This window comes from Oceaniferula spumae, assembly GCF_042849255.1.
Lineage (GTDB): Bacteria > Verrucomicrobiota > Verrucomicrobiia > Verrucomicrobiales > Akkermansiaceae > Oceaniferula > Oceaniferula spumae.
Map to the genome: position 1 here is coordinate 2,682,127 of NZ_AP026866.1, position 25,086 is coordinate 2,707,212.

Annotated in this window: 21 protein-coding genes; 5 read left to right on the top strand and 16 right to left on the bottom strand. The window is 52.3% G+C overall.

The features are described from left to right. Positions 1-84: 84 nt before the first annotated feature. From ACSPJT_RS11080 to ACSPJT_RS11100, 5 genes are read right to left on the bottom strand one after another with little or no spacing between them, the layout of a single operon-like run. Positions 85-1,500 (bottom strand): sulfatase family protein, encoded by a 1,416-nt coding sequence (locus tag ACSPJT_RS11080; RefSeq protein ID WP_435892616.1) that lies wholly within the window; start codon positions 1,498-1,500, stop codon positions 85-87. A 43-nt stretch (positions 1,501-1,543) separates the two neighbouring features. Then, positions 1,544-2,419, bottom strand: coding sequence for a hypothetical protein (locus ACSPJT_RS11085; RefSeq protein WP_435892617.1), 876 nt, complete (start codon positions 2,417-2,419; stop codon positions 1,544-1,546). Between the two features lie 6 nt (positions 2,420-2,425). Beyond that, positions 2,426-3,196 carry a dienelactone hydrolase family protein gene (locus ACSPJT_RS11090; RefSeq protein ID WP_435892618.1) on the bottom strand — a complete coding sequence of 257 codons (771 nt, stop codon included), beginning with the start codon at positions 3,194-3,196 and terminating at the stop codon, positions 2,426-2,428. Between the two features lie 40 nt (positions 3,197-3,236). Next, positions 3,237-4,655 (bottom strand): DUF1552 domain-containing protein, encoded by a 1,419-nt coding sequence (locus ACSPJT_RS11095; protein WP_435892619.1) that lies wholly within the window; start codon positions 4,653-4,655, stop codon positions 3,237-3,239. A 20-nt stretch (positions 4,656-4,675) separates the two neighbouring features. Beyond that, positions 4,676-6,583, bottom strand: coding sequence for a DUF1592 domain-containing protein (locus ACSPJT_RS11100; RefSeq protein WP_435892620.1), 1,908 nt, complete (start codon positions 6,581-6,583; stop codon positions 4,676-4,678). Between the two features lie 354 nt (positions 6,584-6,937). Between ACSPJT_RS11100 and ACSPJT_RS11105 the strand changes: the two genes are divergently transcribed. Then, positions 6,938-8,473, top strand: coding sequence for an outer membrane protein assembly factor BamB family protein (locus ACSPJT_RS11105; RefSeq protein ID WP_435892621.1), 1,536 nt, complete (start codon positions 6,938-6,940; stop codon positions 8,471-8,473). A gap of 136 nt (positions 8,474-8,609) precedes the next feature. Here the strand turns inward: ACSPJT_RS11105 and ACSPJT_RS11110 are convergent, their stop codons facing one another. From ACSPJT_RS11110 to ACSPJT_RS11135, 6 genes are all read right to left on the bottom strand, one after another. Beyond that, the gene (locus ACSPJT_RS11110; RefSeq protein WP_435892622.1) at positions 8,610-9,344 is read right to left on the bottom strand and encodes a PEP-CTERM sorting domain-containing protein; all 735 of its coding nucleotides are present in this window, start codon (positions 9,342-9,344) and stop codon (positions 8,610-8,612) included. A 262-nt stretch (positions 9,345-9,606) separates the two neighbouring features. Beyond that, positions 9,607-10,983, bottom strand: coding sequence for a sulfatase family protein (locus ACSPJT_RS11115; protein WP_435892623.1), 1,377 nt, complete (start codon positions 10,981-10,983; stop codon positions 9,607-9,609). Continuing rightward, positions 10,980-12,503, bottom strand: a complete 1,524-nt coding sequence (locus ACSPJT_RS11120; protein ID WP_435892624.1) for a sulfatase family protein — start codon at positions 12,501-12,503, stop codon at positions 10,980-10,982. Before ACSPJT_RS11120 ends, ACSPJT_RS11115 begins: the two co-directional genes overlap by 4 nt. A gap of 33 nt (positions 12,504-12,536) precedes the next feature. Then, positions 12,537-13,346 (bottom strand): SDR family NAD(P)-dependent oxidoreductase, encoded by an 810-nt coding sequence (locus ACSPJT_RS11125; RefSeq protein WP_435892625.1) that lies wholly within the window; start codon positions 13,344-13,346, stop codon positions 12,537-12,539. A 191-nt stretch (positions 13,347-13,537) separates the two neighbouring features. Beyond that, positions 13,538-14,371: a glycosyl hydrolase gene (locus ACSPJT_RS11130; protein WP_435892626.1), complete on the bottom strand. Its 834-nt coding sequence runs from the start codon at positions 14,369-14,371 to the stop codon at positions 13,538-13,540. 109 nt (positions 14,372-14,480) lie between these two features. Further along, positions 14,481-15,500, bottom strand: coding sequence for a hypothetical protein (locus tag ACSPJT_RS11135; RefSeq protein WP_435892627.1), 1,020 nt, complete (start codon positions 15,498-15,500; stop codon positions 14,481-14,483). Between the two features lie 181 nt (positions 15,501-15,681). On the opposite strand from ACSPJT_RS11135, the gene ACSPJT_RS11140 reads away from it, so the two are divergent. Beyond that, the gene (locus ACSPJT_RS11140) at positions 15,682-15,906 is read left to right on the top strand and encodes a hypothetical protein (protein ID WP_435892628.1); all 225 of its coding nucleotides are present in this window, start codon (positions 15,682-15,684) and stop codon (positions 15,904-15,906) included. Continuing rightward, positions 15,903-16,451: a DUF6036 family nucleotidyltransferase gene (locus ACSPJT_RS11145; protein WP_435892629.1), complete on the top strand. Its 549-nt coding sequence runs from the start codon at positions 15,903-15,905 to the stop codon at positions 16,449-16,451. The genes ACSPJT_RS11140 and ACSPJT_RS11145 overlap by 4 nt, the downstream gene beginning before the upstream one ends. Before the next feature lie 80 nt (positions 16,452-16,531). On the opposite strand, the gene ACSPJT_RS11150 is transcribed toward ACSPJT_RS11145, so the two are convergent. After that, positions 16,532-16,759: a ferredoxin gene (locus tag ACSPJT_RS11150; protein ID WP_435892630.1), complete on the bottom strand. Its 228-nt coding sequence runs from the start codon at positions 16,757-16,759 to the stop codon at positions 16,532-16,534. A 69-nt stretch (positions 16,760-16,828) separates the two neighbouring features. Between ACSPJT_RS11150 and ACSPJT_RS11155 the strand changes: the two genes are divergently transcribed. Both ACSPJT_RS11155 and ACSPJT_RS11160 read left to right on the top strand, forming a co-directional pair. Further along, positions 16,829-17,725, top strand: a complete 897-nt coding sequence (locus tag ACSPJT_RS11155) for a LysR family transcriptional regulator (protein WP_435892631.1) — start codon at positions 16,829-16,831, stop codon at positions 17,723-17,725. 98 nt (positions 17,726-17,823) lie between these two features. Continuing rightward, positions 17,824-19,236: a DUF2130 domain-containing protein gene (locus ACSPJT_RS11160; protein ID WP_435892632.1), complete on the top strand. Its 1,413-nt coding sequence runs from the start codon at positions 17,824-17,826 to the stop codon at positions 19,234-19,236. A gap of 161 nt (positions 19,237-19,397) precedes the next feature. Here ACSPJT_RS11160 and ACSPJT_RS11165 read toward each other — a convergent pair whose 3' ends face one another. From ACSPJT_RS11165 to ACSPJT_RS11180, 4 genes are all read right to left on the bottom strand, one after another. Then, positions 19,398-20,129, bottom strand: a complete 732-nt coding sequence (locus ACSPJT_RS11165; RefSeq protein WP_435892633.1) for a PEP-CTERM sorting domain-containing protein — start codon at positions 20,127-20,129, stop codon at positions 19,398-19,400. Between the two features lie 267 nt (positions 20,130-20,396). Further along, complete coding sequence (locus ACSPJT_RS11170) at positions 20,397-20,999, bottom strand: hypothetical protein (protein ID WP_435892634.1); 603 nt, start codon at positions 20,997-20,999, stop codon at positions 20,397-20,399. 100 nt (positions 21,000-21,099) lie between these two features. Continuing rightward, positions 21,100-23,115: a WD40 repeat domain-containing protein gene (locus tag ACSPJT_RS11175; protein WP_435892635.1), complete on the bottom strand. Its 2,016-nt coding sequence runs from the start codon at positions 23,113-23,115 to the stop codon at positions 21,100-21,102. Positions 23,116-23,445: 330 nt separating this feature from the next. After that, entirely contained in the window at positions 23,446-25,086 is a 1,641-nt protein-coding gene (locus ACSPJT_RS11180; protein ID WP_435892636.1) for an acetolactate synthase large subunit, read from the bottom strand.

Here is a 25,086-nt window from a genome sequence, read left to right on the forward strand (position 1 = left end):
GTACAGATACGCAAAATCCACATGCGATATCGTCCAACAAACTGCCGCCTGTCATTATCGGCAGGTAATATCCTGAGACCTTGACTAGTCTTTTTCCTGAGGATTGCGCAGGCCATGTGGCCGTTGATCAGTACCGGTGACGTTTAGGCCGCCAATTTCTTGGCGCATCTGGATCGCGGCTTTCCGCAGCTCCTCGGCGACTTCCGGGTGCTGGGCGATGACGTTCTTTTGCTCCGCCACATCCGCCTGCAGATCGATCAACATCGGCTGCTCCAGCGAGGTGAGGATTTTCTTGGGATTTCCTTTTCCCCCTTTCTTCGCCCAATACGGCTGGTCGGCAGCAGTGCGTGGGAAGTGCAGTTTCCACTTCTCATTACGAACCGCCTGCAGGTTCAGACCGTTGTAATAGAAAAAGTTTTGGTGAGGGCTCTGTTTCTTTTCGCCCGTTAGAATGTCGATGATGTTCTTGCCGTCGAGCTTGACGTCCTTCGGTAAATCCACACCCGCCACGTGACTGAAAAGAGGTAACAGGTCCATGCTGGTGATCATGGCATCGGACACCTGTCCTTCCGGAATTTTACCAGGCCAGCTGAAGATCGCCGGCACACGATGGCCGCCCTCCATGGTGACGTATTTCCCTCCTCGGAAGGGTGCGGCCGAGCCGATTTTCGCCGGGCCGTTGTCGGAAAGAAAAACGATCAGTGTATTCTCCGCGATCCCAGCCTCCTGAACCGCCGCCATCACTTGGCCGACGCTATGGTCCAGCTCCAGAACGAAGTCACCATACTTACCTCCCTTTTTTCCAGAAGCCCCTTTGAACGGAGCGCTCGGCTCGATGGGGGTGTGGGTGATGTGATGGGCAAGGTAGATGAAGAATGGCTGCTGGTGCTTTTTCTTGATGAAAGCGGTCACCTCATCGGTGTAGAGCTTGGTGACTTTTTCAAAGGCAATGTCCTTGATCTCTGCTTCACGATTTCGATAGATCGTGCGTTCGTCGACGCGATTTTTGGTGGTGACAAAATTCCCGTGCAGGCCGAAATACTCATCGAATCCGGCGTCCAGCGGGTGCGAGCCATCCACGTAAAATCCAAGGTGCCACTTGCCCACCATCTTGGTGTGGTAGCCAGCCGACTTAAGCTGCTCAGCCATGGTCACCTCCTCTGGGGCGAGGCCGTATTTGGCATACTTCTCCGTAGGATGTCTGGAAATTGGATGCCCGGCACGCATGGGATAGCGCCCGGTCATCAGAGCCGCCCGCGATGGCCCGCAGACATTGGCACCCACTAGGCAATCCGTGGAACGCAGGCCTCCTGCCGCCAGCTTGTCGAGCTGTGGTGTCTTCACCGCCGCGCCGTAGCAACCTAGATCTCCAATGCCAAGGTCATCAGCAAAGATGAGGATGATGTTAGGCTTTTGTGCCTGGGTTTTTACATCAGCGGCGTGCAGGCCGGAAGTGCTGGCAAGGGCCAGTAGTAAGAGTAAGCTGACTGTGATTCTCATTGATATTATTAGAAAATGATAGCAGGAATGCGTGCAGTGGATCCTATTCGTTTGATGCAATCTTGTAACGCTTTATCAAGAATTTGCTCAGCTCGGATAGCTCTTGATTACTGAGTGGTCGATCAAAAATAAGAAAGCGGGTGATCTCGCCAACAAATGATTCGTGGCCCGGGTGATTGGTGGCGTCCCGTTCCTGGCCGATAGCCATTTTCGAGGAGTTCGCCTTGGGGTTGACCGGGACTTTTTTGGTGTCGATGGCGGTCGCTGAGTTGATAAAGAGATCCAGATTTACCTTACCCTGCCCCGCTCCCATGCGCCCGATCACGAGGTAGTAACGATCGAGCACGAGTGGTTTCGGGGCGAAGACCTTGGGGTTTTTCTCATTCCAAAATGGCTGTCTGCCTTTTTTCCCCACTGGCCAGCAGCGAGAGCCCATCCATACGTGATTGGCGTCATCAATACATCCCCAAAATCCTTCGTAGTTGCTGCCGTTTTTCAGATTCCCGAAAAAGGAATTCACGTCCTTCTTGCCCTTCTTCTGCTGGACAATCGACATCACGGAAACCCAGGTGTAGCCGCTGCCTGTTAGAAGGTTATCGAAAGCGTCTTCGTCCATGTTGATCAGCTCCTGACGATCGAAGGCGAGAGTGTTGTGGTCGCCTATCTTTTTGACCTTCTGGACGAGAGTGGGTCGGCCCGAGCCAGGAACCTTGCGGCCTTCGTCACGTTTGACAAAAACATCGGCGGCATTGCCTTTCACTTGGTTATGCCAGGCCTTGACCCGATTCCCCTCCTCCAGCTCCACGCCATGATCAGCATCGAGATCGAGCATCAGGCCTTTGCTAACAGGAAGATTATTCTCGGCGTTGATCGCACCTGTGGCTGTCAGTAGTGGGATGAGGAGATGGTAAAGTTTCATAATGGATTAGGGTAGTCTCTGATCAAATAGCCAATCGCGCACCTTGTCCGTGCCGATCGATTGCGGTGCGCAACCGTGGCCACCACCGGGCACGATGTTGAGCTTCACTCGATCGTCGAGTTTCTGCAACTGCTTTGCCAAGGCTGGCAGGCGGACGTTTTTGTTCAGGTCGGTATCGTTGCCACCCACCCAGCACCAGACGGGGGCCTTGATTTTGCCCACCACTTGCTTGGGCGATACCGGACCGGCCATGGTGACGGCACCTGCAAACCAATCCGGCTGACGTGCCAGGGTGAGGAAGGTTCCCTGGCCGCCGTTGGAGAATCCAACGAGGTAGATGCGTTTCATATCGACCGGCAGATTGCTTGTTAGATGCTTCACCAGCTCATCAATTTTCTCGGGGATCTTTTCCCAGCCACCCTTCGGCGGGTAGTACGGCTGCACTACAAAGCAAGGGTGCTCTTTGTAAATCTGATCCTTGGTCCAGATGGTGGCGATGCTCTGCACCTTGAACTTCTCGCCTGGCTTGGCGTTGTTTCTCCGGCCGTGCAGCACGATGACGAGCGGGTGTTTCTTGCCGCTTTTCAATTTGCGATCCGCGTAAAACCAGAACGGCAGTCCGTCCTTGGTCAGCGGCTCTTCCTGATGCATCCACTTGCCTTTGATCAGGTCGGTGTAAGGTTTTTCGGCTTTCGACGGAGATTCTGGCAGCGGCTTGGCGTGGCTGATGCCCGCGATGGGGATGAGTAAGAGGAGGCTGAAGATTGCTTTGATCATATTTTGTTAGGGAGCTTGAAAAATGGGGAACACCGTTTTGTTAGATGCCTTTGATGGTGCCGGAGCCTTGGCCAATTTTCGCATCCACGTTCATCATATCGAGTATGGAGCGGTGCAGGTCACCGATCTGTTGATTGTTCGTGGCGATGTGACGACCGGTTTTCAATCGGCCCCCCGCGTTACCGGAGAGGATGACGGGGATGTTTTTGCCATTGTGCGCTTGGCCGGTGCTGATGTTCGAGCCGAACAGCACCAGAGAGTTCTCCAGCACGTTGGACGAGCCCTCTTTCATGTTCCGCAAGCGATCTAACAAGTAGGCATACTGCTCCATGTAGAAAGTGTTGATCACGGTGAACTGCTCCAGCTTCTGGTCCTTGAATCCGTGGTGCGAGGCCTGGTGGTGGGCGCTGTTGACGCCATCGAGGAAGGACATGTTGCCGCCGCCTTGGAAGCCGTTGCCGAAGGACAGGGTGGCGGAGCGGGTGGAGTTACTCCAGAATGAGAGCGCGAGGATGTCCATCATCAGTCGGCCATATTCGCGCTGCGGAATCTTCGGCTGCTTCTGGAAGCGACCGTCCTTCTGATCGGCCATGTGCTCGCGGATGTCGCCCTTCAGACCAAGGATGTCCTTGAGCACGTCTTCGGTGATGTTCAGCCCGGTGACGGCATCCTGTTGGGCGATGCGTTTTTCCACTTCGCGCACGGCGGTGAAGTATTCATCGAGCTTGGCCTTGTCCTCACGGCCGAGTTTTTTGCCGAGCGCCTTGGCATCCGCTAGGACGGCATCGATGACGCTGCTATCGGGCATGTTAGACGGCTCGGTATCGGGTCGGCGTTTGCCCTTGGCGGAGGCGTTTTTGAACAAACGGTCGAAGGCTCGCTGTGGATTCACCTCGTAGGGGATGGGTGTGTTCGCATCTTTCCAGCAGATGTGGCTGGTGTATACCGGAGTCGCAGCCATGGCATTCGCCGCAGCGGCTTGTCCACCCATACCAAGCTCGAGCGTGGGGAAGACGGTGCTGGTTTTCAATGCCTCACCGATGATTTGGTCCAGGCTGGCGTTGTGCACATTCACCTCGCTAGGCTTCATCGTGCGATGCGGGTTCATTCCTGTTAGAAAACTGGCGGTGCCCAGACTGTGGCCATTGCCGGGGTTCTTGATGCCGGTGATGACGTTGATGTGCTCCTTGAGAGCGTCGAGAGGTTTGAGAATGCGTGGTAGCTCACCGAGCTTGCCGCCTTTGCCGCTTTCTAACCATGCTCTTGGGTTGACGCCGTTGGGCATGAAGAAGGTGGCAAATCGGATCGGCTCGCCATTGGCACCCAGTGATCCGGTCTTGCTGCCCTGCGCCAGTGCCTTGCCCACGGGCGACATTGACTCGAGGAATGGCAGCGCCATGGTAACACCGACTCCGCGCAGGAAGCCGCGACGTGATGCATTGAAAGTTTTGCTGTTCATGGTGGTTGGTGGTGCAGGGGTTATTTCTTTGGATTCTGGCGATTCAGGAAAGGGTGGCTGGTGACGACGGCCATGATCAGCGTGTGCATGCTGCCATTTTCCGCCATCACTTTATCGGTAATCTCACGAGTGACGGGTCGGTCATACGGAGTCAGCTCGCGGCCGAGCGCGTAGGAGAGAAACTTCTCCACTGCGTGGCGAGTGAACTCGTCCTTGCGCTTGAGCAGGAGCTTTTTCAGCTCCGCCGGACCGGAGAATTTCTCACCGGCGGGGGTCTCGCCGGCGGTGTCGATCTTGGCGCCGTTCTGCATGGTGCGCCAGCGGCCGATGGCATCGAAGTTCTCGAGTCCGAAGCCCAGGGGATCGATCAGCGCGTGGCAGGCGCGGCAGTCTGGGCTGTCGCGGTGCTCATCGAGGGTCTGGCGGAATGTCTGGGTCTTGAGCTTGGAATCGTTGGCCGGGAGCTGCTCGACATCCATCGGTGGCGACGGTGGTTTATCGCCTAACAAACTTTCTAACACATACGAACCCCGCAGCGACGGACTGGTGCGCAGCGGCATGGATGAGGCGACTAACACACTGCCCATGCCGAGTACTCCGCCACGGTTTGGGTTATTCAATTTCACCTTACGGAAATGACTCCCCGTAACGCCCTTGACGCCGTAGAGCTTGGCCAGGCGATCGTTGAGGAAGCTGTAGTCCGAGTCGAGCAGATCATAGAGGCTGCCATTTTCGCGCAGCAGATGCTCAAAGAAATTCGATGACTCGCGATACATGTCCACGCGCAGGGCGAAGTCAAACATCGGGAATTTTTTGGTGTCCGGATTGGCACTGCCGCGCAGCTGCTCCCAGCCGAGCCATTGGCCGCCGAGGTGCATGGCGAGGGTATTCGCCTTGTCGTCCTTGAGCATGCGCATGACCTGCTCGCGTAAGACCTTGGGATCGGAGAGCTTCTTCTCGTTCGCCAGCTTGAACAGCTCCTGGTCAGGCATGGATGCCCAGAGGAAATAGGAAAGTCGATTCGCTAATTCAAACTCGGTAAGCCCCACCGTTTTCCCACCACCGGCGATCGGTAACTCGGAGCGATACAAAAAGCTCGGTGAAACCAGCATCATGATCAGCGGATCGCGAATGGCGACGACGTGATTTTTGCCCTGCTTCCGTGCATTGCTGTAAACGGTGACCAGTCGCTCAATCTCATCTTTCTCGACAGGGCGGCGGTAGATCTGTGGCGCCCAGTGGGCGAAGACTTTGCGTGCACCGGCGGCATTGCTGCTGGAACCTAACAGGAATGCCTGTCGACGACTCAGATTTCCGAGCATCATGTTAGATATTTTCACCGCAGCCTCGAAGTAGTTCTCCATCAGCAGGGCGGGTAGAAAAAGGGCATCGGCATCGTTATCGAAGCCGCCCTCGCCGGCGCTGTCTTCTGGGAAATTATCGGCTGGCCGAATTTTCAAACCGAAGAGATCGCGGATGGTGTAGTTATACTCGTTCCGGTTCAGTCGGTGCAAGGTGGTGCGGCCTGGGTCGGTGCCCATGATTCCCTGGTCCCAAAGGTAGCCGATCTGCATCGCCCAACCAATCAGCAGAGCTCGCTCGCGGATGTCGGGTCGGGTCTTTTTCTTCGGAGGCGGCATGACATCCATGCGCGCGGTCTTGCCGACCATTTCCCACAGCTTCGGGTATTTCGACGCCTCCTTAGTGGTCAGCAATGCCTCGAGATCGATGCTACCTTCGTCGTCGATCGGATTATGGCAATCGGTACAGTATTTCTCAACGATCGGAGCAATGTGCTTCTCGTAATCCAGGGCACCGGCGCGGGCCAGCTTGGTCACCTGCTGCATGGCATCCGATTCCAGCAGTTCCTTTTCCGATGCCCTAGCGACAACCGGACTTAAAATGATCAACGCTATCGCGGTCATCATAATACGATGATATGGAAATGGCTTCATACAGGAGAAAAAGGCGGATCTGATAATGGTCTTTATTGGCAACCGTTTTTGCCCGTTGCCATCTGGCTTGCAGAGCATCCGAGCTGCTAAGCAGCATAGACTAACGCTAATTTATACGAAACGTTACAAAATAATACCTACCCAAACAGCTAACCAAAACGCCCCCTTCTCGATTTGCTGTGTCTCACTGAACTAGCCAGGGTAAAAGTTTGACCTGTGTTGTCTAAAAATAAGCCCTCTCCATCGTTCACGCATGACTTGTCCGACTCCGTCATCGCCGCTTTGTGCGTGACGCCTCTGTCGTTCACGCAGACAATCACTTTCACCATGCGATTTCTAACATCCATAAGCGGATTACTCCTAGCTCCCCTGCTGATAAGCACCGCCAGCTGTGACGATTGGACTCAAGCTGCTGGGCCAAGTGGTGATTTTATCGCAGATGGCAGTGCTCCGCTCAGCTTCAGTGTTTCACGTGATGAAAGCATTCTGTGGCGAGTGCCACTTCCGAACACTGGTCAGGGAAGTGTGATTGTTTCGGGTGGACGTGTCTTTGTAGCCTCGCATGCGCCTACGGAGGAAGATGCGGAAATGGGATCGCTGGTCATCGGCCAATGCTTCGATGCCGAGACCGGTAAAGAAGTCTGGCGACGCGAATTGCCAGGCACACGTGTCACCGATCTCTCCAGCCTGTTCAGCGATAACACCGCCGCCTCTCCGGTAAGCGATGGCGAGCGTATTTGCTTCACCAACGTTGGCGGCTCTATGAAGTGTTTTGATTTCGAGGGCAACGAGCTGTGGTCAAAACAGTGGGTGCCATTCGGCAGGCATCACTCCCGCCAGCACGAACCATTTCTACACGATGGCAAGGTGATCGTGGTGCGCGTCAAACCCTCTGCTCTCGATCCAAAAGTCAGCACCAAAGCTGGAGCCAAGCCACTCGGCCGAGACCGCGCCTACTGGACCTGGCTGCATGCCTACGATTTGAAAACCGGTAAGCTCGCATGGGTCGCCGAGTCCGGAACCAGTATCCACGCCACCTCACTGCCCGGTCAGCTCGCAGGTGAAAAAGCCGCCATTCTCACAGGACGCGGCGGTGGTCACAAGCCACCGGAAGAACCCTACGGAATCTCTCTACTCAATGCCGCCGATGGAAAAACGATCTGGGATCTCGGAGTCAAAGGCTACGCATCCCACCAGAATGTCTGTTGGAATTCCGAAATTGCCGCGATGTTTGTCGGACAGAATCACCAGTCCGTTGATCTCAAAACCGGCAAGATACGCGACAAGGTTTCGCTCACCCAAGGAGTGCAAATCTGCCGACAGGTCGATGGAAAATATGTCACCGAATCTGATCAGAAATTAGCGGCTTCGAAAAAACCGATCACCTATCAGACCAATATTCTGGTTGGCGACTACCACTACTTCCGCACCTTCAGCGGTTTCCACATTGGGCGGGTGCATGTTTCCACAGGCAAAGTCGAATACCTGCAAGTGCCGGTGCAAGTAGTGCGTGCGAAGAATGGCGAGGATCAAACGCTGTGGAACAAAGCCATCCCCAACGACATGCGCAACGCGAAAGGCTTTCTCGCCACCCAAGACAAACGGAATGCCGGTAACGGCTGGGGGCATTGCTCCGCGGCGAGCCCTACTGTCATCGGTGACTACCTCTACATGCCGACCATGATTGGCATGGTCTACGTGATCAAATGGAATGCTCCGGTGCTCGATGACAAAGCCCTCGTCTCAATCAGTGATCTCGGACCGGCCGGCAAAACTTGGACTCTTTCCAGCCTCAGTTACAGCAACGGCCGGATCTACACCCGCACGATGAAAGAGCTGATCTGTATCGGGCGCGCCAAGTAGATTTTGTTAGATTCGTAGGTCAGACTCGTCGTCCTTACACTCCGAAAATTCAGCCAAAAAAGAGCGGAAAACGAATCGACTCGTTTTCCGCCCGAAGATTTTAAATCTCTCGTGATCGGGAGATGTATTGATCAGTCTACTTTCTGCGGCGCAGGATCAGAGCAAAACCACCGAAGCCGAGGAGGGCGGTGGTGGATGGCTCTGGGACTGCTGACAGGGTCAGACCACCTACATTCACGTGGTTAGTTCTAGTTAGTTGAATGACAAGGTTTCCACTTCCGTCTGTTTGTAAGCCCTCGCGAATGTGATAGCCATCACCTGATGCGGCTAAGAAGGATGAAATACTATCATTCTGGGTAGTTGAGATACCTGCGCTACCACTATCAAAAGACCAAGTTGTATTGAAGTTGGCGTTTGTGCCATCAAAGCCACCATTCAGATTGTAAGTCAGACTATCATCAAGACCAGTGAAAGTAAGCGTGAGGTATCCACCAGGATCAAGATTACCTGTGCCATTAGAGTCATTAGAGATTAGAGCGTCAACGTAAATAGATGACTCATCAAAAGGAGCGGAGCCTGCACTACCGTTGGATATAAGTGCGTCAGCCGTGTTATCTCCACTGAAATTTCCAACCGAGAAACCTACTCCAGTAACGTCATTACCATCAAGGTTGACGAGAGTTCCTACGAATGCTGATGAGGCTCCATTGGCAATATTTGGATGACCAAAGTCATTGAAGTTTCCTCCTCCGGCATAGGGAGTTGAACCGAAATCGATGCCGATGACATCGCCAACAACAATCGCAGCATTCGCTGCTCCAGTGAGGCTTGCCGCAAGTGCCAAGCCGGTAAGTAATTTTTTTGTCTTCATAATGTGTGTTGTTCTATACTTTTCTCCTTAGTCACTATGAGGTAATTAGATCATTCTCAGTAGTATAAGGAATATTACATTACCCTCCCTGAACATTGCCGTCCATACCCTGAAAAGGGTATTTTTTTTGGTCTCTACGTGTGAGCCTTGTCGATGCCGTTATCAGCACTGTTCTTAATCACCTGCGCGTTTTGTCGACATCTGTATGGAAACCACCCTTGGTAATGGTTTCTTCAAAGAAGACAATCGTGTCACTCTGCTTTTATTTGGCAGGTGGCCAGCCGGGCCGCTGGTCGGTGCCCTTTTGCTGGTAATCTCCCAGTTCAGCGCGGATGCGGTCGGCTTCCTTCAACAATGTGGCCACCACCTCAGGGTTCGCCGCAGCGACATTTTCTTTCTCGCCGAGATCGGTCTCCAGGTTGACTAGGAAATTTTTCTCCAGTTCCGTGAAGCCAAACTTTTTCTTTTTCCCCCAATAAGGCTGAGCCTCTTTAGTGCGTGGCAAATGAAGCTTCCACTTACCTTTGCGCACCGCCTGTAGATTCAATCCGTTGTAATAATAGATAAAATCATGAGGTGACTTGTTGGTTTTACCGAGCAGAACATCGTGGATGTTTTTACCATCGATCGTTCGGTCCTTCGGTAACTCTACCCCAGCCAGATCGGCAAAGAGCGGAAACAGATCCATGCTGCTCATGGTTACACCCGAGACCTGGCCGGCAGGGATCTTACCAGCCCAGCGGAAGATGCCAGGCACGCGATGACCGCCTTCCATGGTGACGTATTTGCCTCCCGCCAATGGGCCGGCAGAACCGGCTCCTGTCGGTCCGTTGTCGGCTAGGAAAACCACCAGAGTGTTTTCATCCAGACCATTGTCTTTCAGCGCTTGCAGGACCACACCGACGCTGTGGTCAAGCTCGCTGACAAAATCAGCATACTTGCTCTTCTTGGTAGTGCCCTTGAAATTCTTGCTCGGCAGAACCGGCGAATGCGCGATCTGGTGAGCCATGTAGATAAAGAACGGCTTGTCCTTCGGTTGCGACTTAATGAATTTAACGACCTCACGATTGTAGCTCTGGGTCAATTTTTGAAAAGGAACCACCTTCTCCAAAACCTCCCGGTCACGAACGATGGACCGGCCCGTGGCGTGGACTTTACCGCCGTAATTGTGAGGACATCCGTAGTAGGTATCAAAGCCTGCATCCATGGGGTGGGCCCCTTTGACATGAAAACCCAAATGCCACTTACCGAGGGCAAAGGTACTGTATCCAGCCGGTTTGAGCAGCTCTGCTAAGGTAATTTCATTGGGGTGCAATGCGTATGTTGATCCGCTCTTCGTTTGATAATCACTCCAATAATACGGATGACCATTACGCATGGGATATCGGCCGGTCAGCAGAGCCGAACGCGACGGGCCACAGACGTTGGAAGCCACAAACATATCCGTTGAGCGGAAACCTTCCGCCGCCATCTGATCAAGCACAGGCGTTTTGTATTTTGCGCCATAGCAGCCCAGATCGCCATATCCGAGATCATCCGCGAAGATGACGATGATGTTAGGTTTGGTGGGATCGGCAGCGAGCGGCTGTATCGTGATTAACAAACCAACAACCACTCCGATGAGTTTGCCTTGAATCACCTTTTCATGCCTCTCTTGATGTTGATTTTGTTAGTGTCGTTCTTCTGATCTGGTCCGGCGGTACTGCGTCCGCGTTTCACATCAGATTCCAACTGGGCGAGCAGACGCTCGGCGACTTCAGGCTGGGTCTTGTAGAGGTTCTTTTGCTCACTGGGATCAGCCTCCATGTCATAGAGCTGTGCCGGAGCGTTGTCGGACATTTTTTCCTTGGTCCATCCTCCGGAACCTTTGGTCAGCAGCAGTTTCCATTTCCCTTGGCGATATGCAAACTGGCCACTCACGGAATGGTGCACGATCCCCTTGCGCGTGGAGACGATCGGTTTTCCTTTCAGCGCAGGCGCGAAACTCACGCTGTCCTCGCCGGCATTGTCGGGCAGTTTGGAGCCTGTTAGATCGGCACAGGTCGCCATCAGATCGGTCAGGCAGATCACCTCATCGCTGGACGATCCGGCTTTGACACCTGCAGGCCAGCGCACGATGAATGGCACGCGGTGGCCGCCGTCCCAGAGGTCTGACTTTGAACCACGATAGTGAGCATTGGGAAAGTGCCCCTGCTTTTTCAAAGCCGGAATGTCCGCGACCTTCGAGCAGCCGTTGTCGCTGGTGACGATGATCATGGTATTGTCTGTTAGGCCAGCAGCATCCACGGCATCGGTGATCTGGGCCACGATGGCATCGGTATGCATGACGAAGTCACCGTAAAGGCCGAGCTTGCTTTTGCCCTTCCATTTTTCCGTCGGTATGATGGGTGCGTGGGGGGAGGTCAGAGGCACATAGAGAAAGAAAGGCTCGTCCGATTTTTGCTGCTTGATGAATTGGGCTGATCTGTCTCCGATGATATCGAGCACATCAATCGCCTCAAAGTCGGCGTGTGCCGGTCCCTTGCGGTGAAATGCTTTGGTGGTGGTGCACTCGCCCACGAACCGATCATTCTCGATGAAAATGTAGGGCGGCATATCCAGCGAGGCGGCGATGCCATACCAGGAATCAAAGCCGAGATCGACCGGACCACCGGTAATGCGTGCGCTCCAGTCGACACCGTCAACGGCAGCTCGCTGACCCTTGGTCGGCTTTCCATCGGGTGTGTTCAATCCCAGGCCGAGGTGCCACTTTCCAACGATCGCGGTCTTGTAACCCTGCTTCTTGAGGAAACCAGCGACCGTCAGTCTGTCCTTGGCGATCAGCGGCTGGTCGAAGCCAAAAAGCACACCACTCTGCTTGTACGTCCGCCAGTTGTAACGACCGGTCAGAACGCCATAACGGGTCGGGGTGCAGACTGATGAATTCGAATGAGCATCGGTAAAAACCATCCCCTGCGCTGCCAGCCGATCCATCCCCGGTGTGGGGATTTTTCCCTGCTTGGGATTCAGCGCCTGCACGTCGCCATAACCAAGATCGTCAGCAAGGATGTAGATGATGTTAGGTTTTTGTGAGGAGTCCTCTGCAATGAGGGGCGTGATGCTGCTCAACGATACTATCGATGTTGAGACAGAAAACAGAATGGCTTTGAGTGGTTTCATATTTTTTCGAATGAAAGTCGCTTGCGGGTTTTCTTACCAAGGAAGTTTTTTGCCGTCGTAATACCAGAAGCCACCGTCATGCTTTTTGGTGAGTCCTTCGATCAAGGTCTTCACCATCTTCATGCTTTGGTCAGGAGTGAGCTTGGCCCGGTCACCTCCCATGTCGGTTTGATTATGGCCGGGAGCGATGGCAACGACAATCGAGTTGCCCAGCGCTTTGTCCACGGACATGATTTTCACCGCGCGATTAACCGCAGTCTTGCTAATCCGATAGCCGTAAGCTCCGGCACTGCGGCTCTGATTGATGATGCCTGAACGGCTGGAAATGATGATGATCTTTGGTTGCTTGGATGCAAGCAGGTTGGGAATCAGGCCTTGGGTGACAAAGATCGGACCCGCAGAGTTCACCGCAAAACAGTCGAGCACCTCACTGCGGGTGAGAGTTTTCAGTGTGGCTGACTTATCTCTTTCAGTTCCGAGGCCGAGGGTAGGACCAAAGTATCCGGCATTGTTGACCAGAATATCGATGGTCTTGCCGTTCAGAGTCTTGGCCAGCGCCTTGATGCTCTCGTCCGAAGTGACATCCAGTGCCAGAACTTCATTCGCCACCTTTTTCAGCTCCGTGGCTTTTTCCGGAGAACGGGCGGTGCCGATCACGTGGTAATTATCAGCGGCGAACTGCTTACTCAGCGCCAGCCCCAGCCCCCGATTGGCTCCGGTGATGAGGACGGTTCCCTTTTTCGCTTCTGGCTCAGCCTGTACATCAGCGATGCTACAAAGAAGGAACATCGCGAGCAGAGATTTTGCGAAGATACGATAGTTAGCTAACATTTTGTTTTTCATGATCAATAGAGTTAATACGCTTGGATTGAGTGATCTTACGATATCCGAGTCAGTCATATATTCGTAGGCTCTACTTCCATACGGCAGTCACCTGACATTTTACTCATCCAACTTGCTCGCCTAAAGATGCACCCACCTGTTGGTTCGACACTTCAGAAGAATGAACAATGCTCCCAAGGCCCCGACTGATCTCAGGCGTCCCTGTAGCACTCGCCGAGCCGAGTCAGCTTGCCCTTACCGCCTAACAGCGCGCTGGTGCCCAGCGGCGTGGAATTTTGTCCCACGTTGTACCAAGCGTATCGCTCGATGAAGTCCATCTTATTGAGCTTGGGCAGAATTGCTTCCATGAACTTCAGCACCTTTTCTGGTTTGTGTTTGTTGGTCTGCGGCGTTTTGGCATTCCAGTCGCCCACGGCGAACTCGGTGATCCAGAGCGGTTTGTTGTACATTTTCTGAATCCTCCTGAGGCGCTTCTCCAGCTCATTGGCGTTCGGACCGCCGTAGGAATGCACGGTGACGAAGTCGACCCGCAGGCCTTTTTTCTTCACGCCAGCCATGAAGGCCTTCATCCAGTCGTCATCCGGGTGCACACAGGCCGGGCTGCCGAGTCGTAGCCCCGTTTCCATGAGTAATGGCCAGACACGCAGCGCCTTTTCCACCGACATGTTCGCCTGGTTTTTTCGGTCGGGCTCATTGAATCCTAACAGCTCTTTGATGCCAGCCTCCTTAATCTTTTGCCCGGTCTTGGCGAGCCCCGCCTTATCGCCCCAGTAGCCCCAGATCATCGGTTTGAAATCGACACCCGCAGGAACGCCTTCGGGAATCTTCGCACCCCAGGAGTAGAACCACTTGCAGTTCAGTTTGCGCAGTTTTTCATCCCAACCCTTTTTCTTCACCGCAATCGCCAATCCCTTCTTGTCAGAGCCCGTACTGGAAGGAGCCGCAAACGATGTGCCCACTGGTGCCAAGGATGCAAGGATCGAAAGTCTCAAAAGATCGCGCCGACTGAACAGTTCACTTCTCATGTGACGGCAGTTTAGCTGGTCTCTACCGTCTGTTCAATCACCACTCGCCTCACTATCCCCGGTAAACTCAATGTATGCATGGGTTAAAAATGATCCCTGTAAAATGAGATCACTCTGGCGTGGTCATGGTCTCTCGTAGCTTTCTAGCAAGCTCCGGATTTGTTTCCGACAGAGCCCTCGCCAAAAAAGCCCGAGCCCTGTCAGTATCCTTGGCAGGAGGTATTTCCAGAAACCATTTGGCACCTTCCACACTGTGATTGCTTCCTTGATACCTGAGGGCAATCGAGTACATCAAAGGATCCTTCTTCGGATCTCCGTTTTCCATGCTCCGTGCCCACATCCTCGCCTCCTCGGGCGCATCGCTCTGCATCCGTTCTATGTATTCTTCAGCCGCCATCTCTGCAAATTCTCCTTCAGGCAGGCCATTCACCCACTTGGCCGCCTCTGCCCACTCGTCCTTGGCGGCATAACGACTGAACAATTCATTCAGTGCGGAGCTTCGATCAAACTCCCTTTCCAAGCTGGAGATTCCATCGCGTGCCTGAATCAGATCAACATCCATCAGGCCTAATGTCATACCGATTGCCGCATTGCTATCTTTGTATTTGGGCTCTGCTGCCTTGGCCCTGGCGGCGGCAGGGTCATGTTTAATCCACACAGCGAAAACGTTGATCAAGCAGGTGCCTTTGAACCTCGGGTCCTTATGGTCGAGGTCAGAAAATGCGAGAGCTCCCAGTGGATTCATGGCCGCCCATTGCTGCATGATCTGACGCAGCATCGAACCGGTCTCCCTTGGATAAAATTCTTTCGCTAGCACTTCCATCGCGGCTTGATGATCGGCGTCGCTAGTGAGCGAAGCGAGGAATTCCGCAAACGCCGCCTTGCGCGTCGCCATGTCATCATTATCGAGGATCGCTAGGAACTCCCGCTTCAGTTGAGCCTCCCTCGTTTCTTTACGTGATGACGTCCGGCTTCGAGTGGATCTCTCAGTGGATGCCGACCGTGCACCGTTACCGTTGCCTTCCAGCACGTGCCGCCCGTCACTATCATGCGCCGGACTACCAAAGCGGATCCACAAGAAGATCACGGCGACAGAAGCCAACGCAAAAACGATCCATTTGTTCATCATATTGCAACTATACCTTTCACCGATTGATACCCTATCAAGGCATCTCCTAATTCACTGGGCTCCGCACTTAATATTCATATCTTTTTCAGCCAATCGTTTCCTAAACCACGAGAATCGCTGGAAATCTGAGAGCTACATTCTCGAAGCTTGAAAAGCACGTCTGCTCAGGTAACATGCAACTATGCAGACGACTCCCGAGCAAATTATGCTGGAAGCCAAGGCGTGCGATGACATCAAAGTCGAACAGGCCCGTCGGATGTCGTTGCAGGAAAAATTTCTAGCTGGAGCCGATTTGTTCGAAGAGGCCTGCCGCTGGACCATGATTGGAATTAAAAACCAATTTCCAGACTACACTGAAGAAGAGCAAAAAGCTGAACTTCGCAGGCGTCTTGATCTGATGAGATGAGTGGGAATGCTGCACTATTGAAACTGCTGGAAGTTCTGAACCAGCTCTCGATTCCCTACATGCTGGTCGGATCTTATTCATCTAACATTTATGGTATCCCACGTTCCACGCAGGATGCTGATTTGGTTCTTCAACTCGCTGACAGCTCTCTGAGTTTACTCACCAAAAATCTTCCAAAAGGCATCCGCATTGAAGAGCAAAGCTTTTTCGAAATGGTGACTGCGACCCGGAAAGAGCTGTTGCGAATTGATGGCACAGATTTTCTGATCGAGTTATTCCATCTCAGCGATGACCCCTTCGATCAGGAGCGCTTCAAACGCCGGGTAGAGAAGAACATCGGCGATGACCTTCAGGCCTGGTTTCCGAAAGCGGAAGACGTCATCATTCAAAAACTACGCTGGGCGCGAAACAAGGATATCGAAGACGTGGTGGCCATTCTCAGAGTGCAAACCACCCTCGATTTCGACCACATCAAGCACTGGTGCAGCATCCATGAATGCCTGCCGCTACTCGAAAAAGTTTCTGCAGATGCCGGCTGTCAGTGATTGATGCGCGCGCGGGTTTTTCCAATAGAACAGGTAAAAAAGCACGCATTCTATGTACCACCCCTTTCCCACTTTATCGCTCAATCACAACCAATCGTCTCCGTGGGACAGCTATTCAGCGCCTCCATGGCGAGGGCTATTTCCTCTATGCTCTCAGGTTGTTTGTAAACGTAGCTCAAGCCCTCTTCATCGTCTCTGGTGAAGGTATTTGGAGCAATTTCTCTGCATAGATCACAGTCGATGCAGCTTAGATCAATGTAAAATTGACCTGCCACGTTCAGTGGATTGATTTCTTCTCTGTCAGCCATGAGCCAAGGGTGGTGGTCTCGCTGCTAATTGACAAATTCATCAATGTCCATTATTCATGCGTATAACCCATGAATAACCCCAAACTAGATCTTAATGATCTGCATTTACTGCACCTGATCCACCATCATCGCAGTATCACGGCAGCGGCAGAGGCGGTCAACCTAACGCAGAGCACGTTATCGAGGAGGTTACAGGCCATCGAGCTTGAGCTAGGCATTCAGTTATTCAAGCGCACCACACGAAAACTGAACATCACACCTGCTGGTAGGCAATTACTCCGCGATACCGCAGCAATCCCTAACATCCTCGATTCGGCTATTCAGCGGATTTCTGAAGATTACCTCGGCGCTGAAAAGCGGATCACCATCGGTGTTTCTCCTGCTCTCTCGCTCGCGCACCTTCCGGGTATTTTCCACCAGCAAACCAATCTTCTGCCTGAGGTTAAAATCCTCATTTCCCAGCCATCCTCTGATGACATCATCCGCCAGGTCACTACCAATCAACTCGACCTCGGCATCGTCACACACCATGCATTGTTAGAAAGTGCTGTGCACATTCACCACCAGATGCTTGATCGATTCAGTATCATCATGCCTGCCGCGCAGTCCGCGCCATCGCTGAAGCCTGACCTTTTAAAGAAGTGGGCACAGCAACAATCTTGGATTCTACCGCCAGCGAGTTCGCCCAGCAGGGTGCTCATTGATGATTGGCTCAGCGATCTCGGCATTCGAATCTCCCCTCTTATGGAGTTAGAAAATTTCGATCTGATGTGCCAGCTCTGTGCCCTGAAAATGGGAGTGGCTTTCATTCCCAAGCGAGCCCTAACAGCCTTCCCACGCAAACGGCAGCTGCAACACCTAACTCTACTGCAGCCACCTGAAAGAAAGCTATCGGTCATCGGCCCAAAGAACACCGTCGTGCCGACTCATATCTCCACCTTCACTGAGTCGATTCTTTTTTCTTAACTCCATCAGCCAAACAATTCTTATCCCAAATTAGTCCCCCTTTGCCTTTTTCCAAGATGCGCACTTGCCTGACTCTGTAAATAACCAGAAAGTTAGACATGCACGAAATCATCTGCCCCCATTGTAGCAAGGCATTCAAAATCGACGAGGCTGGGTATGCCGACATTCTGAAGCAGGTACGCGACGGTGACTTTGAAAAGCAATTACACGAGCGACTTGAGCTGGCCGAGAAGGACAAGCAAAACGCCGTCGAGCTCGCCAAGGAAAAGGTCGCCAGCGAAATGCTGAAGGCCGCCGCCGCCAAGAACGCCGAGATTCAGGAGCTGAAAGCTCAGATCGATGCTGGTGAGACCGCGCGGAAACTTGCCGTGACCGAGGCCCTGAGTGCCGTGGAAAAAGAGCGCGACACCCTCGCCAACGCCCTTGAAAAGGCGAAGCAAGATAACGAAGCCGCTGCCAAGCTGGCGGAAGCAACACTCTCGAAGGAAATCCAACAAACCTCCGCCAAGAAGGATGCGGAAATCCAAGACCTCAAGGCGAAGCTCGACGCCAGCGAAGTTTCCCAGAAGCTCGCGATCACCGAGGCCGTCAGCCAGGTCGAAAAAGATCGTGACGCACTGCAAAACGGCCTCAAGCAAGCCGAACTTCAAAAGCAACTCGCCGAGAAATCGCTCAAGGACAAATACGAAACCCAGATCAGGGACCGCGACGACGCCATCGAGCGACTCCGCGATATGAAGGCTCAGCTATCGACCAAGATGGTCGGCGAGACTCTCGAGCAACACTGCGAAACCGAGTTCAACCGGATCCGATCCACCGCATTTCCGAGAGCCTATTTCGAGAAAGACAACGACGCCCGCAGCGGCAGCAAGGGCGACTACATCTTCCGCGATACGGATGAGGCCGGCACTGAAATCGTGTCGATCATGTTCGAAATGAAAAACGAAAGCGACACCACCGCCACCAAGAAAAAGAACGAGGACTTCCTCAAGGAGCTCGACAAAGACCGCAACGAAAAAGGCTGCGAATACGCCGTGCTGGTCACCCTGCTCGAGTCAGACAGCGAGCTCTACAACACCGGCATCGTCGACGTCTTCCACCGCTACCCGAAGATGTACGTAATCCGCCCGCAGTTCTTCCTCCCCATCATCACCCTGCTGCGCAACGCCGCAATGAACTCGCTGAAGTACAAAAGCGAACTCGCCATGGTCAAGGCGCAGAGCGTCGATGTCACCAACTTCGAAGCCGACCTCGACAACTTCAAAAACGCCTTCGCCAAAAACTACGATCTGGCATCCAGAAAGTTCCAAACCGCCATCGATGAGATCGAAAAGTCCATCAATCATCTTCAAAAAACCAAAGACGCACTCATCGGCACTGACCGAAACCTCCGCCTGGCCAACGACAAGGCCCAAGACGTCACCGTCAAGAAACTGACCCGCCGAAACCCCACGATGGCGGCTAAGTTTGAGGATCTGAAAAATCAGGAGCCTTCCGATTCTGAATCATAAAAAGCATCACTGATGGTTAGGTGATAACGTAGTTCTATACCTCACCCTTTTTCTTTTTTGCCTCAAAAAATTTAGATAATCACGAAAAAGCCCACTCCTTCGAAAAGGGTGGGCTTTGAAATATTTACCGCAGCCACATCAAGGCTGCATAAAACTAACGGCTATCGACGACGACGGAAAAAACCGAGGCCAAGACCCGCTATTCCAATCATCATCAGTGACGATGGTTCAGGGACGACCTCGCCACCGATCAAGTAGTTAAGATCCCTAGAGCTAGGACCAATGATCGTAGTCCCAGTGAACGCGAGGCGCCCACCTCCAGCGTTCTGCCCTTCTTGGTGTTGGATATTTCCACCGTTCGCAATGAAAAAGACGCCAAGATCGTCGCTCGAATTGACGGTAAATGGAGTGTCTAAGTTCACTGTGAGGAAGTCGCCTGTGGCACCGCCTCCAGGGATCGTGTGATTTTCGTTTGCGAGTACATTGATCCCACTATCAGTGACAAAATTTGCTGCTGTTACATCACTCCCACTAAAATCCTGATTAAAAGTGCCTTCGAAGAATATCACGTCCACAGACGTAGCGGAGAGATTGTTGATGTTATTGAGTTGAATCGTGATGTTTTGAATTTCAGCGAGTATGCCTGGTGCAGTTGTTGAACCCTGGGCTGTTGCCATCTCTGTCAAGGCGTTTGTATCAAGGCTGAAAAAGGAACCTCGGGCACCAATATTGGTGGCGACTCGACCATTTCCTGCAGTCGTTCCCGCAGTGTGAAACTGGTCCAAGAGGATATTAGTAGTGGGCTCACTTGGCGTATAAGTGATAGCAGCTCCGACACTCGAGGGCGTCAGAATTGCGAGAGAAGCAAAGAGAAGTGACTTGTTAATTTTCATTGTGTGTAATGTTTTGGACGTTATCGAATAAGCGTATCAATTACGATGATGAGAAGTTAAAAATTAAAATCAAGAGAATTCGACATGATGTCTCAAATCTAACCTTAATCTTTTAAGGGATAGGCTATAATGACAATCTATGACTCATTTGATATATGGTCCTGTTTCCGCGCACATATTATTCAATGCCATCGGTCTACACTTCGGGTTACACAAAAAACGCCGACTTTTTAAGCCGGCGTTTACAGAACTGTTTACCTTCAAGTGTTAGTTGAACAGTTCCGATAAAAGGATGACACCCAATAAGGTGCGATTGTCTGGATGCACCCGCACGATCCGGTCGTTGAGAATATAGTAGCGATATGGGTCGTCATGGTATCTGATGCGCTGATCCAACTCATGCGGTAGCGGAACAAGATAGTTCCAAAGCCCGTCATCAATTCTTTTTCCGTGGTGGAGTTTTTTATGCCACCCTGGAGGCAGTCCCTTGCCTTTGGCTACTTGCTTGGCAATGCCCGGCGGAAGTCGATGCGTTTCGTGGTAGGGTGTGAAGTAATCCTGGAGGATCTCGACATGGTCGTCATGAAAGTGTTTGAAGTGCTTCTTGGCATACTTGCGTTCGGCTTTTTGACGTTTCTCATGCTCCTTGGCATGTTTTTTGTCAAAGTCGTGATCCTTTCCTTTGTGTTTTTTGTCTTTGTGCTTTTTGTCCGCTTTATCGGCTTTCTTATGGTTCTTATTTTTCTCGCCCTTGCCCTTGTCGGGTTTGGCATCTGCGATTGGCACGCAGATCAGTGCGGCGCAGCCAACCGCAATCGGTCCGAGGCTAACAATGCGCGAGAGTGTGTGTCTTATGGTTGGTAATTTCATCACAAGGCAATGTATGCTTTGAATGAGTTATTGCAAATGGTGTCGCATGTTGGCGCGACCAAGAGGTCAGGTATGAATGGCGCTTCCTTTGAACGAATTTTCATGGGAAAATTAATTCGAAAATCGCAATGGATTCGTTCCCCTGATTGGTTGCGATAAATTTGCCGTCAGGGGAGAATGCAAAACTTTCTCCACAATTGTTGTTATAAAATACTTTTTTTGCAGTGGCGACATCATAGACGGAGAGCCACCCGTCATATTCTAGGACGCCCACATATTTCCAGTCGGATGTAAATTTTATGTTCCTAACTGAATTCGGCACATCAAGCTGGGAGATGATTTTTAATGCATTCAATGAATAAACTGTTAGGGTGTGTTTGCTTTTGTCTTTGGTTGTTCTAATGGCTGCTTTTTTTCCGTCTGGAGAAAAATTGATGGCATGCCAATCTGCTGGAACTAGCGAATGTTCCACAGTTTTTCCGGTGGTAACATTGCATACAACCACACGACGGCGGCCCGCGGCGCCGACGATATGTTTATCGTCCGGAGCAAATGTGAACATACCGATGTCAGGACTTGGCTTCTCTTGTTTGAAAAGAATATTTCCCGTCTGAATTTCCATAACACAAAGCGACTCATCGTGTACTGCTACGGATTTGCTGTCATGTGAAAATGTAAACAGAGTCGAGTTTGTCTTATAGCCGTATTCACCGACGACAATTGAAGTGGCTAGCTCATAGATTTGGAGCGTTTTCTTTCGCTTCTTGTCCGGAGGGCCACTCACTCTATCGTCAAATGCGACTCCGATCCTTTTCCCATCGGGTGAAAACTCCATGTTGCGAATAGCATCAGAATATTCTTTTTTGAAACCGACTTTGCCGGTGGTCACCTCAAAAACGGTCAATGTTGAACCGTTATAACCGTTGCCTCTTTCACCGGTGACATACTTGCCATCCGCAGAAAACAGTACCTTTGAATGGATGGAAAAGCTCCCCGGAAAAGCCTGTTTGAATAGGGTCTTGCCGGTGGCAATTTCGATCATTGAAAGCGTTGTTTGTGTAGCGATTGCCAAATATTTACCGCATGGAGAATAGCCTAGGCATCCGGCCCTATCTGTTAGTTCAAAGCGGGTGTCCGGTTTTACGACAGAGTTTCCTTCTTTGAAAATCGACACGTTGTAGGTGCCGTTTTCGCCTAGAGAATTGGGCACACTTCCCTTGAGAAGTTTTCCTGTTTTTGAATCGAGGACAAATTCACACGAGGATTGGTTCTTCCATGCGGGGTCATAGAGGAGAGCTAAGCGCATGTCTTCGGGAATACTCTCAACTGGAAATGAAATAGTCAGCGGGCATTCCGCTGTAGGCTTTAAATTGATGATCCAAGTATCAATATAATTCACCATTTTTTGGGCCGTAAGTTCCACCCCTCTGAATTTCACTGTGGTGCCATTTTCGGCGCGAATAAATTCGAAGTCATGCTGTCCCATGTGATTGGCAGGGGGGATATACTGCAGCGCACCGGTCTCTTTGGGTAAGCCATTATGATTTCCATGCCATTTCTCATAATAGGGCAGACATGGAGAAAACATGACATTGAGAGGGTTTTCCCAAGTGTCCCCATACCATACGGGTACAAACACGTCACTAGCCTCGTTCTCACCGTCGGTACGGAACAAGATAAAAGCAGGCTCGCGTCGTTTGATTTTTGGATCGGGGGCTACTCCTTCAAAAACAAGATAACGCACTCCATACAAAGATTCTTCAATCTCGATTCCTTGTATTCGGATACCTCTTTTCAGCTTACCGTCTTTGCCCGTTTCATTAAAATAGTCTTTGGCATATTTTTTCGCCCATGTCGGCGTAGGGATTCCATCTCCTTTGATGACAACCTTAAACGGGAACTCTTTTGTTATGCCATGTGCATTGAACAGCAAAAGCTGCAGGCCTGCCGAAAAGACTTGTTCCTGTGAATACGGAGCATTGCCTGGTGGCTCGGCTTTCTTCAGAGTGAATGTTGCCGTGCAGCCTTGTAATTGGGTTTCGTCGCTTAGCTCGCATGAAATTCCAAACAAGACCGCCAGGTTTTGTTCATATATGATTCTTCCGTCATCGAGCATTCCCCCGTGGTAACAAGGGCGCGATTGGAAGATCGCAGAGGCGGTGCCATAACCATAGTTGGAGTTACACACCACAGGCGATAACGGTATTCGGTCTCTCTCAGACGCTTCTCCAAGATAGGTCAACTGACTGATGAGGCCGGTTCCTACATTTGTTGCCCGCGAATGGGTGGTCAGTATGGCCGAGACCACTAGGGCTATAAAAATGGAAATTCTAGTGTGCATACCGAAAGAAAACGAAGTTAGAGGTCAACAATCTCCATACCGAATCTCCACTCGTATTCTTTCAACTTCACGAGGGTCGTTCTTCTTCCTGACGAAACTACATGGTTAGAGCTCTGCGCTGAGTTTGGGGAGCTCTTCGTTGAGGATGCGGTCGTTTTCTGAGTAGTCGACTGGCACGTCAATGAGGTGGATGCCGCCTTGTTGGTGGCATTTTTTGATCAATGGCGCGAGGTCCTCAGTGGATTCTAACAAGTGGCCGCTGGCACCGTAGCTGTCGGCGTATTTGACGAAGCAGGGGTTGGCGAAATCCAGTCCGTAGTCGTTGAATTCCATGTGCTCTTGTTTCCACTTGATCATGCCGTAGGCTTTGTCCGTTAGGATGAGGACGATGAGGTCGAGCTTGAGGCGCACGGCTGTTTCCAGCTCTTGGGAGTTCATCATGAATCCGCCGTCGCCACAGATGGCGATCACGGGTCGGTCCGGGTGCACTATTTTGGCCGCCATGGCAGAGGCTAGTCCGGCGCCCATGGAGGCGAGCGCGTTGTCTAGCAGGACGGTGTTAGGCTGGTGGGCTTTGTAGTTGCGGGCGAACCAAATTTTGTAGATACCGTTATCGAGCGCGATGATGCCATCGTCTGGCATGACCTCTCTAACATCGGCGACCAGGCGCTGCGGACGCACTGGGAACTCAGGGGCATCGCAGCCCTCGGCAATGTGTTCCTCGGTGGCGGTGCGGCATTTCATGAACCAGGTGAAATCCCAGTGCGCTTGAGGTTTGAGCCCCTTGTTGAGCTGCCAGATGCTGTTGGCGATGTCTCCGATGACTTCGACCTGGGGGAAATAGACGGCATCGACGGCGGCGGAGTTGAAGTTCACGTGGATGACCTGGCGCTCGCCCTGCTCCATGAAAAACGGCGGCTTCTCGACGACATCGTGACCGACATTGAGAATGACATCCGCTTTTTCGATCGCGCGGTGGAGGAAATCGCCTGAGGACAGGGTGGCGTTGCCTAGGAAAAGTGGGTGCCTTTCATCGACGACGCCTTTTCCCATCTGGGTAGTGATGAAGGGGATCTGCAAGCTATCGATGAACTCGCTCAGCTGGGTGGCGGTGAGTTTGCGGTTTGCGCCGGCGGCGATGACTACCAGCGGGTGCTTCGCCTTGGTGAGCAACTCCACCGCGCGGGCGACGGATTTTCCCTCGGCGACGGGTCGGCGTGCGAGGCTTTCATCGAGCGGTTGGTGATCGGTCTCCTCCTTGGCGATGTCCTCCGGGAGTTCGAGGTGGGTGGCGCCCGGTTTTTCCTCGGCAGCCAGGCGGAAGGCTTCGCGCACGCGGCTGGGGATGCTGTCGCCGCTGGAGATCTGTCGGGTGTATTTGGTGATCGGGTGCATCATATCGACCACGTCGATGATCTGGAACTGGCCTTGCTTGCTGCTCTTGATCGGCTTCTGGCCGGTGACCATGAGCATCGGCATGCCGGCCAGCTGGGCGTAGGCTGCTGCAGTGACCAGATTGGTAGCACCGGGGCCGAGCGTGGACATGCAGACGCCGACTTTTCCGGTGAGCCTGCCAATGGTCGCGGCCATGAATCCGGCGGCTTGTTCGTGACGTGTTAGAATCAGCTTGATCGATGAGTTCGACAGCGATTCTAACAAATCGAGATTCTCCTCGCCTGGGATGCCGAAGATATATTCCACACCCTCGCTTTCGAGGGCTTTGACGAAGAGGTCTGATGCTTTCAT

What these genes read in the sequence shown, in the direction of transcription:
- ACSPJT_RS11080 (WP_435892616.1), bottom strand. Translation starts at nt 1,500, where the DNA reads ATGAGAATCACAGTCAGCTTACTCTTACTACTGGCCCTTGCCAGCACT.
- ACSPJT_RS11085 (WP_435892617.1), bottom strand. Translation starts at nt 2,419, where the DNA reads ATGAAACTTTACCATCTCCTCATCCCACTACTGACAGCCACAGGTGCG.
- ACSPJT_RS11090 (WP_435892618.1), bottom strand. Translation starts at nt 3,196, where the DNA reads ATGATCAAAGCAATCTTCAGCCTCCTCTTACTCATCCCCATCGCGGGC.
- ACSPJT_RS11095 (WP_435892619.1), bottom strand. Translation starts at nt 4,655, where the DNA reads ATGAACAGCAAAACTTTCAATGCATCACGTCGCGGCTTCCTGCGCGGA.
- ACSPJT_RS11100 (WP_435892620.1), bottom strand. Translation starts at nt 6,583, where the DNA reads ATGATGACCGCGATAGCGTTGATCATTTTAAGTCCGGTTGTCGCTAGG.
- ACSPJT_RS11105 (WP_435892621.1), top strand. Translation starts at nt 6,938, where the DNA reads ATGCGATTTCTAACATCCATAAGCGGATTACTCCTAGCTCCCCTGCTG.
- ACSPJT_RS11110 (WP_435892622.1), bottom strand. Translation starts at nt 9,344, where the DNA reads ATGAAGACAAAAAAATTACTTACCGGCTTGGCACTTGCGGCAAGCCTC.
- ACSPJT_RS11120 (WP_435892624.1), bottom strand. Translation starts at nt 12,503, where the DNA reads ATGAAACCACTCAAAGCCATTCTGTTTTCTGTCTCAACATCGATAGTA.
- ACSPJT_RS11125 (WP_435892625.1), bottom strand. Translation starts at nt 13,346, where the DNA reads ATGAAAAACAAAATGTTAGCTAACTATCGTATCTTCGCAAAATCTCTG.
- ACSPJT_RS11130 (WP_435892626.1), bottom strand. Translation starts at nt 14,371, where the DNA reads ATGAGAAGTGAACTGTTCAGTCGGCGCGATCTTTTGAGACTTTCGATC.
- ACSPJT_RS11135 (WP_435892627.1), bottom strand. Translation starts at nt 15,500, where the DNA reads ATGATGAACAAATGGATCGTTTTTGCGTTGGCTTCTGTCGCCGTGATC.
- ACSPJT_RS11140 (WP_435892628.1), top strand. Translation starts at nt 15,682, where the DNA reads ATGCAGACGACTCCCGAGCAAATTATGCTGGAAGCCAAGGCGTGCGAT.
- ACSPJT_RS11145 (WP_435892629.1), top strand. Translation starts at nt 15,903, where the DNA reads ATGAGTGGGAATGCTGCACTATTGAAACTGCTGGAAGTTCTGAACCAG.
- ACSPJT_RS11150 (WP_435892630.1), bottom strand. Translation starts at nt 16,759, where the DNA reads ATGGCTGACAGAGAAGAAATCAATCCACTGAACGTGGCAGGTCAATTT.
- ACSPJT_RS11155 (WP_435892631.1), top strand. Translation starts at nt 16,829, where the DNA reads ATGAATAACCCCAAACTAGATCTTAATGATCTGCATTTACTGCACCTG.
- ACSPJT_RS11160 (WP_435892632.1), top strand. Translation starts at nt 17,824, where the DNA reads ATGCACGAAATCATCTGCCCCCATTGTAGCAAGGCATTCAAAATCGAC.
- ACSPJT_RS11165 (WP_435892633.1), bottom strand. Translation starts at nt 20,129, where the DNA reads ATGAAAATTAACAAGTCACTTCTCTTTGCTTCTCTCGCAATTCTGACG.
- ACSPJT_RS11170 (WP_435892634.1), bottom strand. Translation starts at nt 20,999, where the DNA reads ATGAAATTACCAACCATAAGACACACACTCTCGCGCATTGTTAGCCTC.
- ACSPJT_RS11175 (WP_435892635.1), bottom strand. Translation starts at nt 23,115, where the DNA reads ATGCTCGATGACGGAAGAATCATATATGAACAAAACCTGGCGGTCTTG.
- ACSPJT_RS11180 (WP_435892636.1), bottom strand. Translation starts at nt 25,086, where the DNA reads ATGAAAGCATCAGACCTCTTCGTCAAAGCCCTCGAAAGCGAGGGTGTG.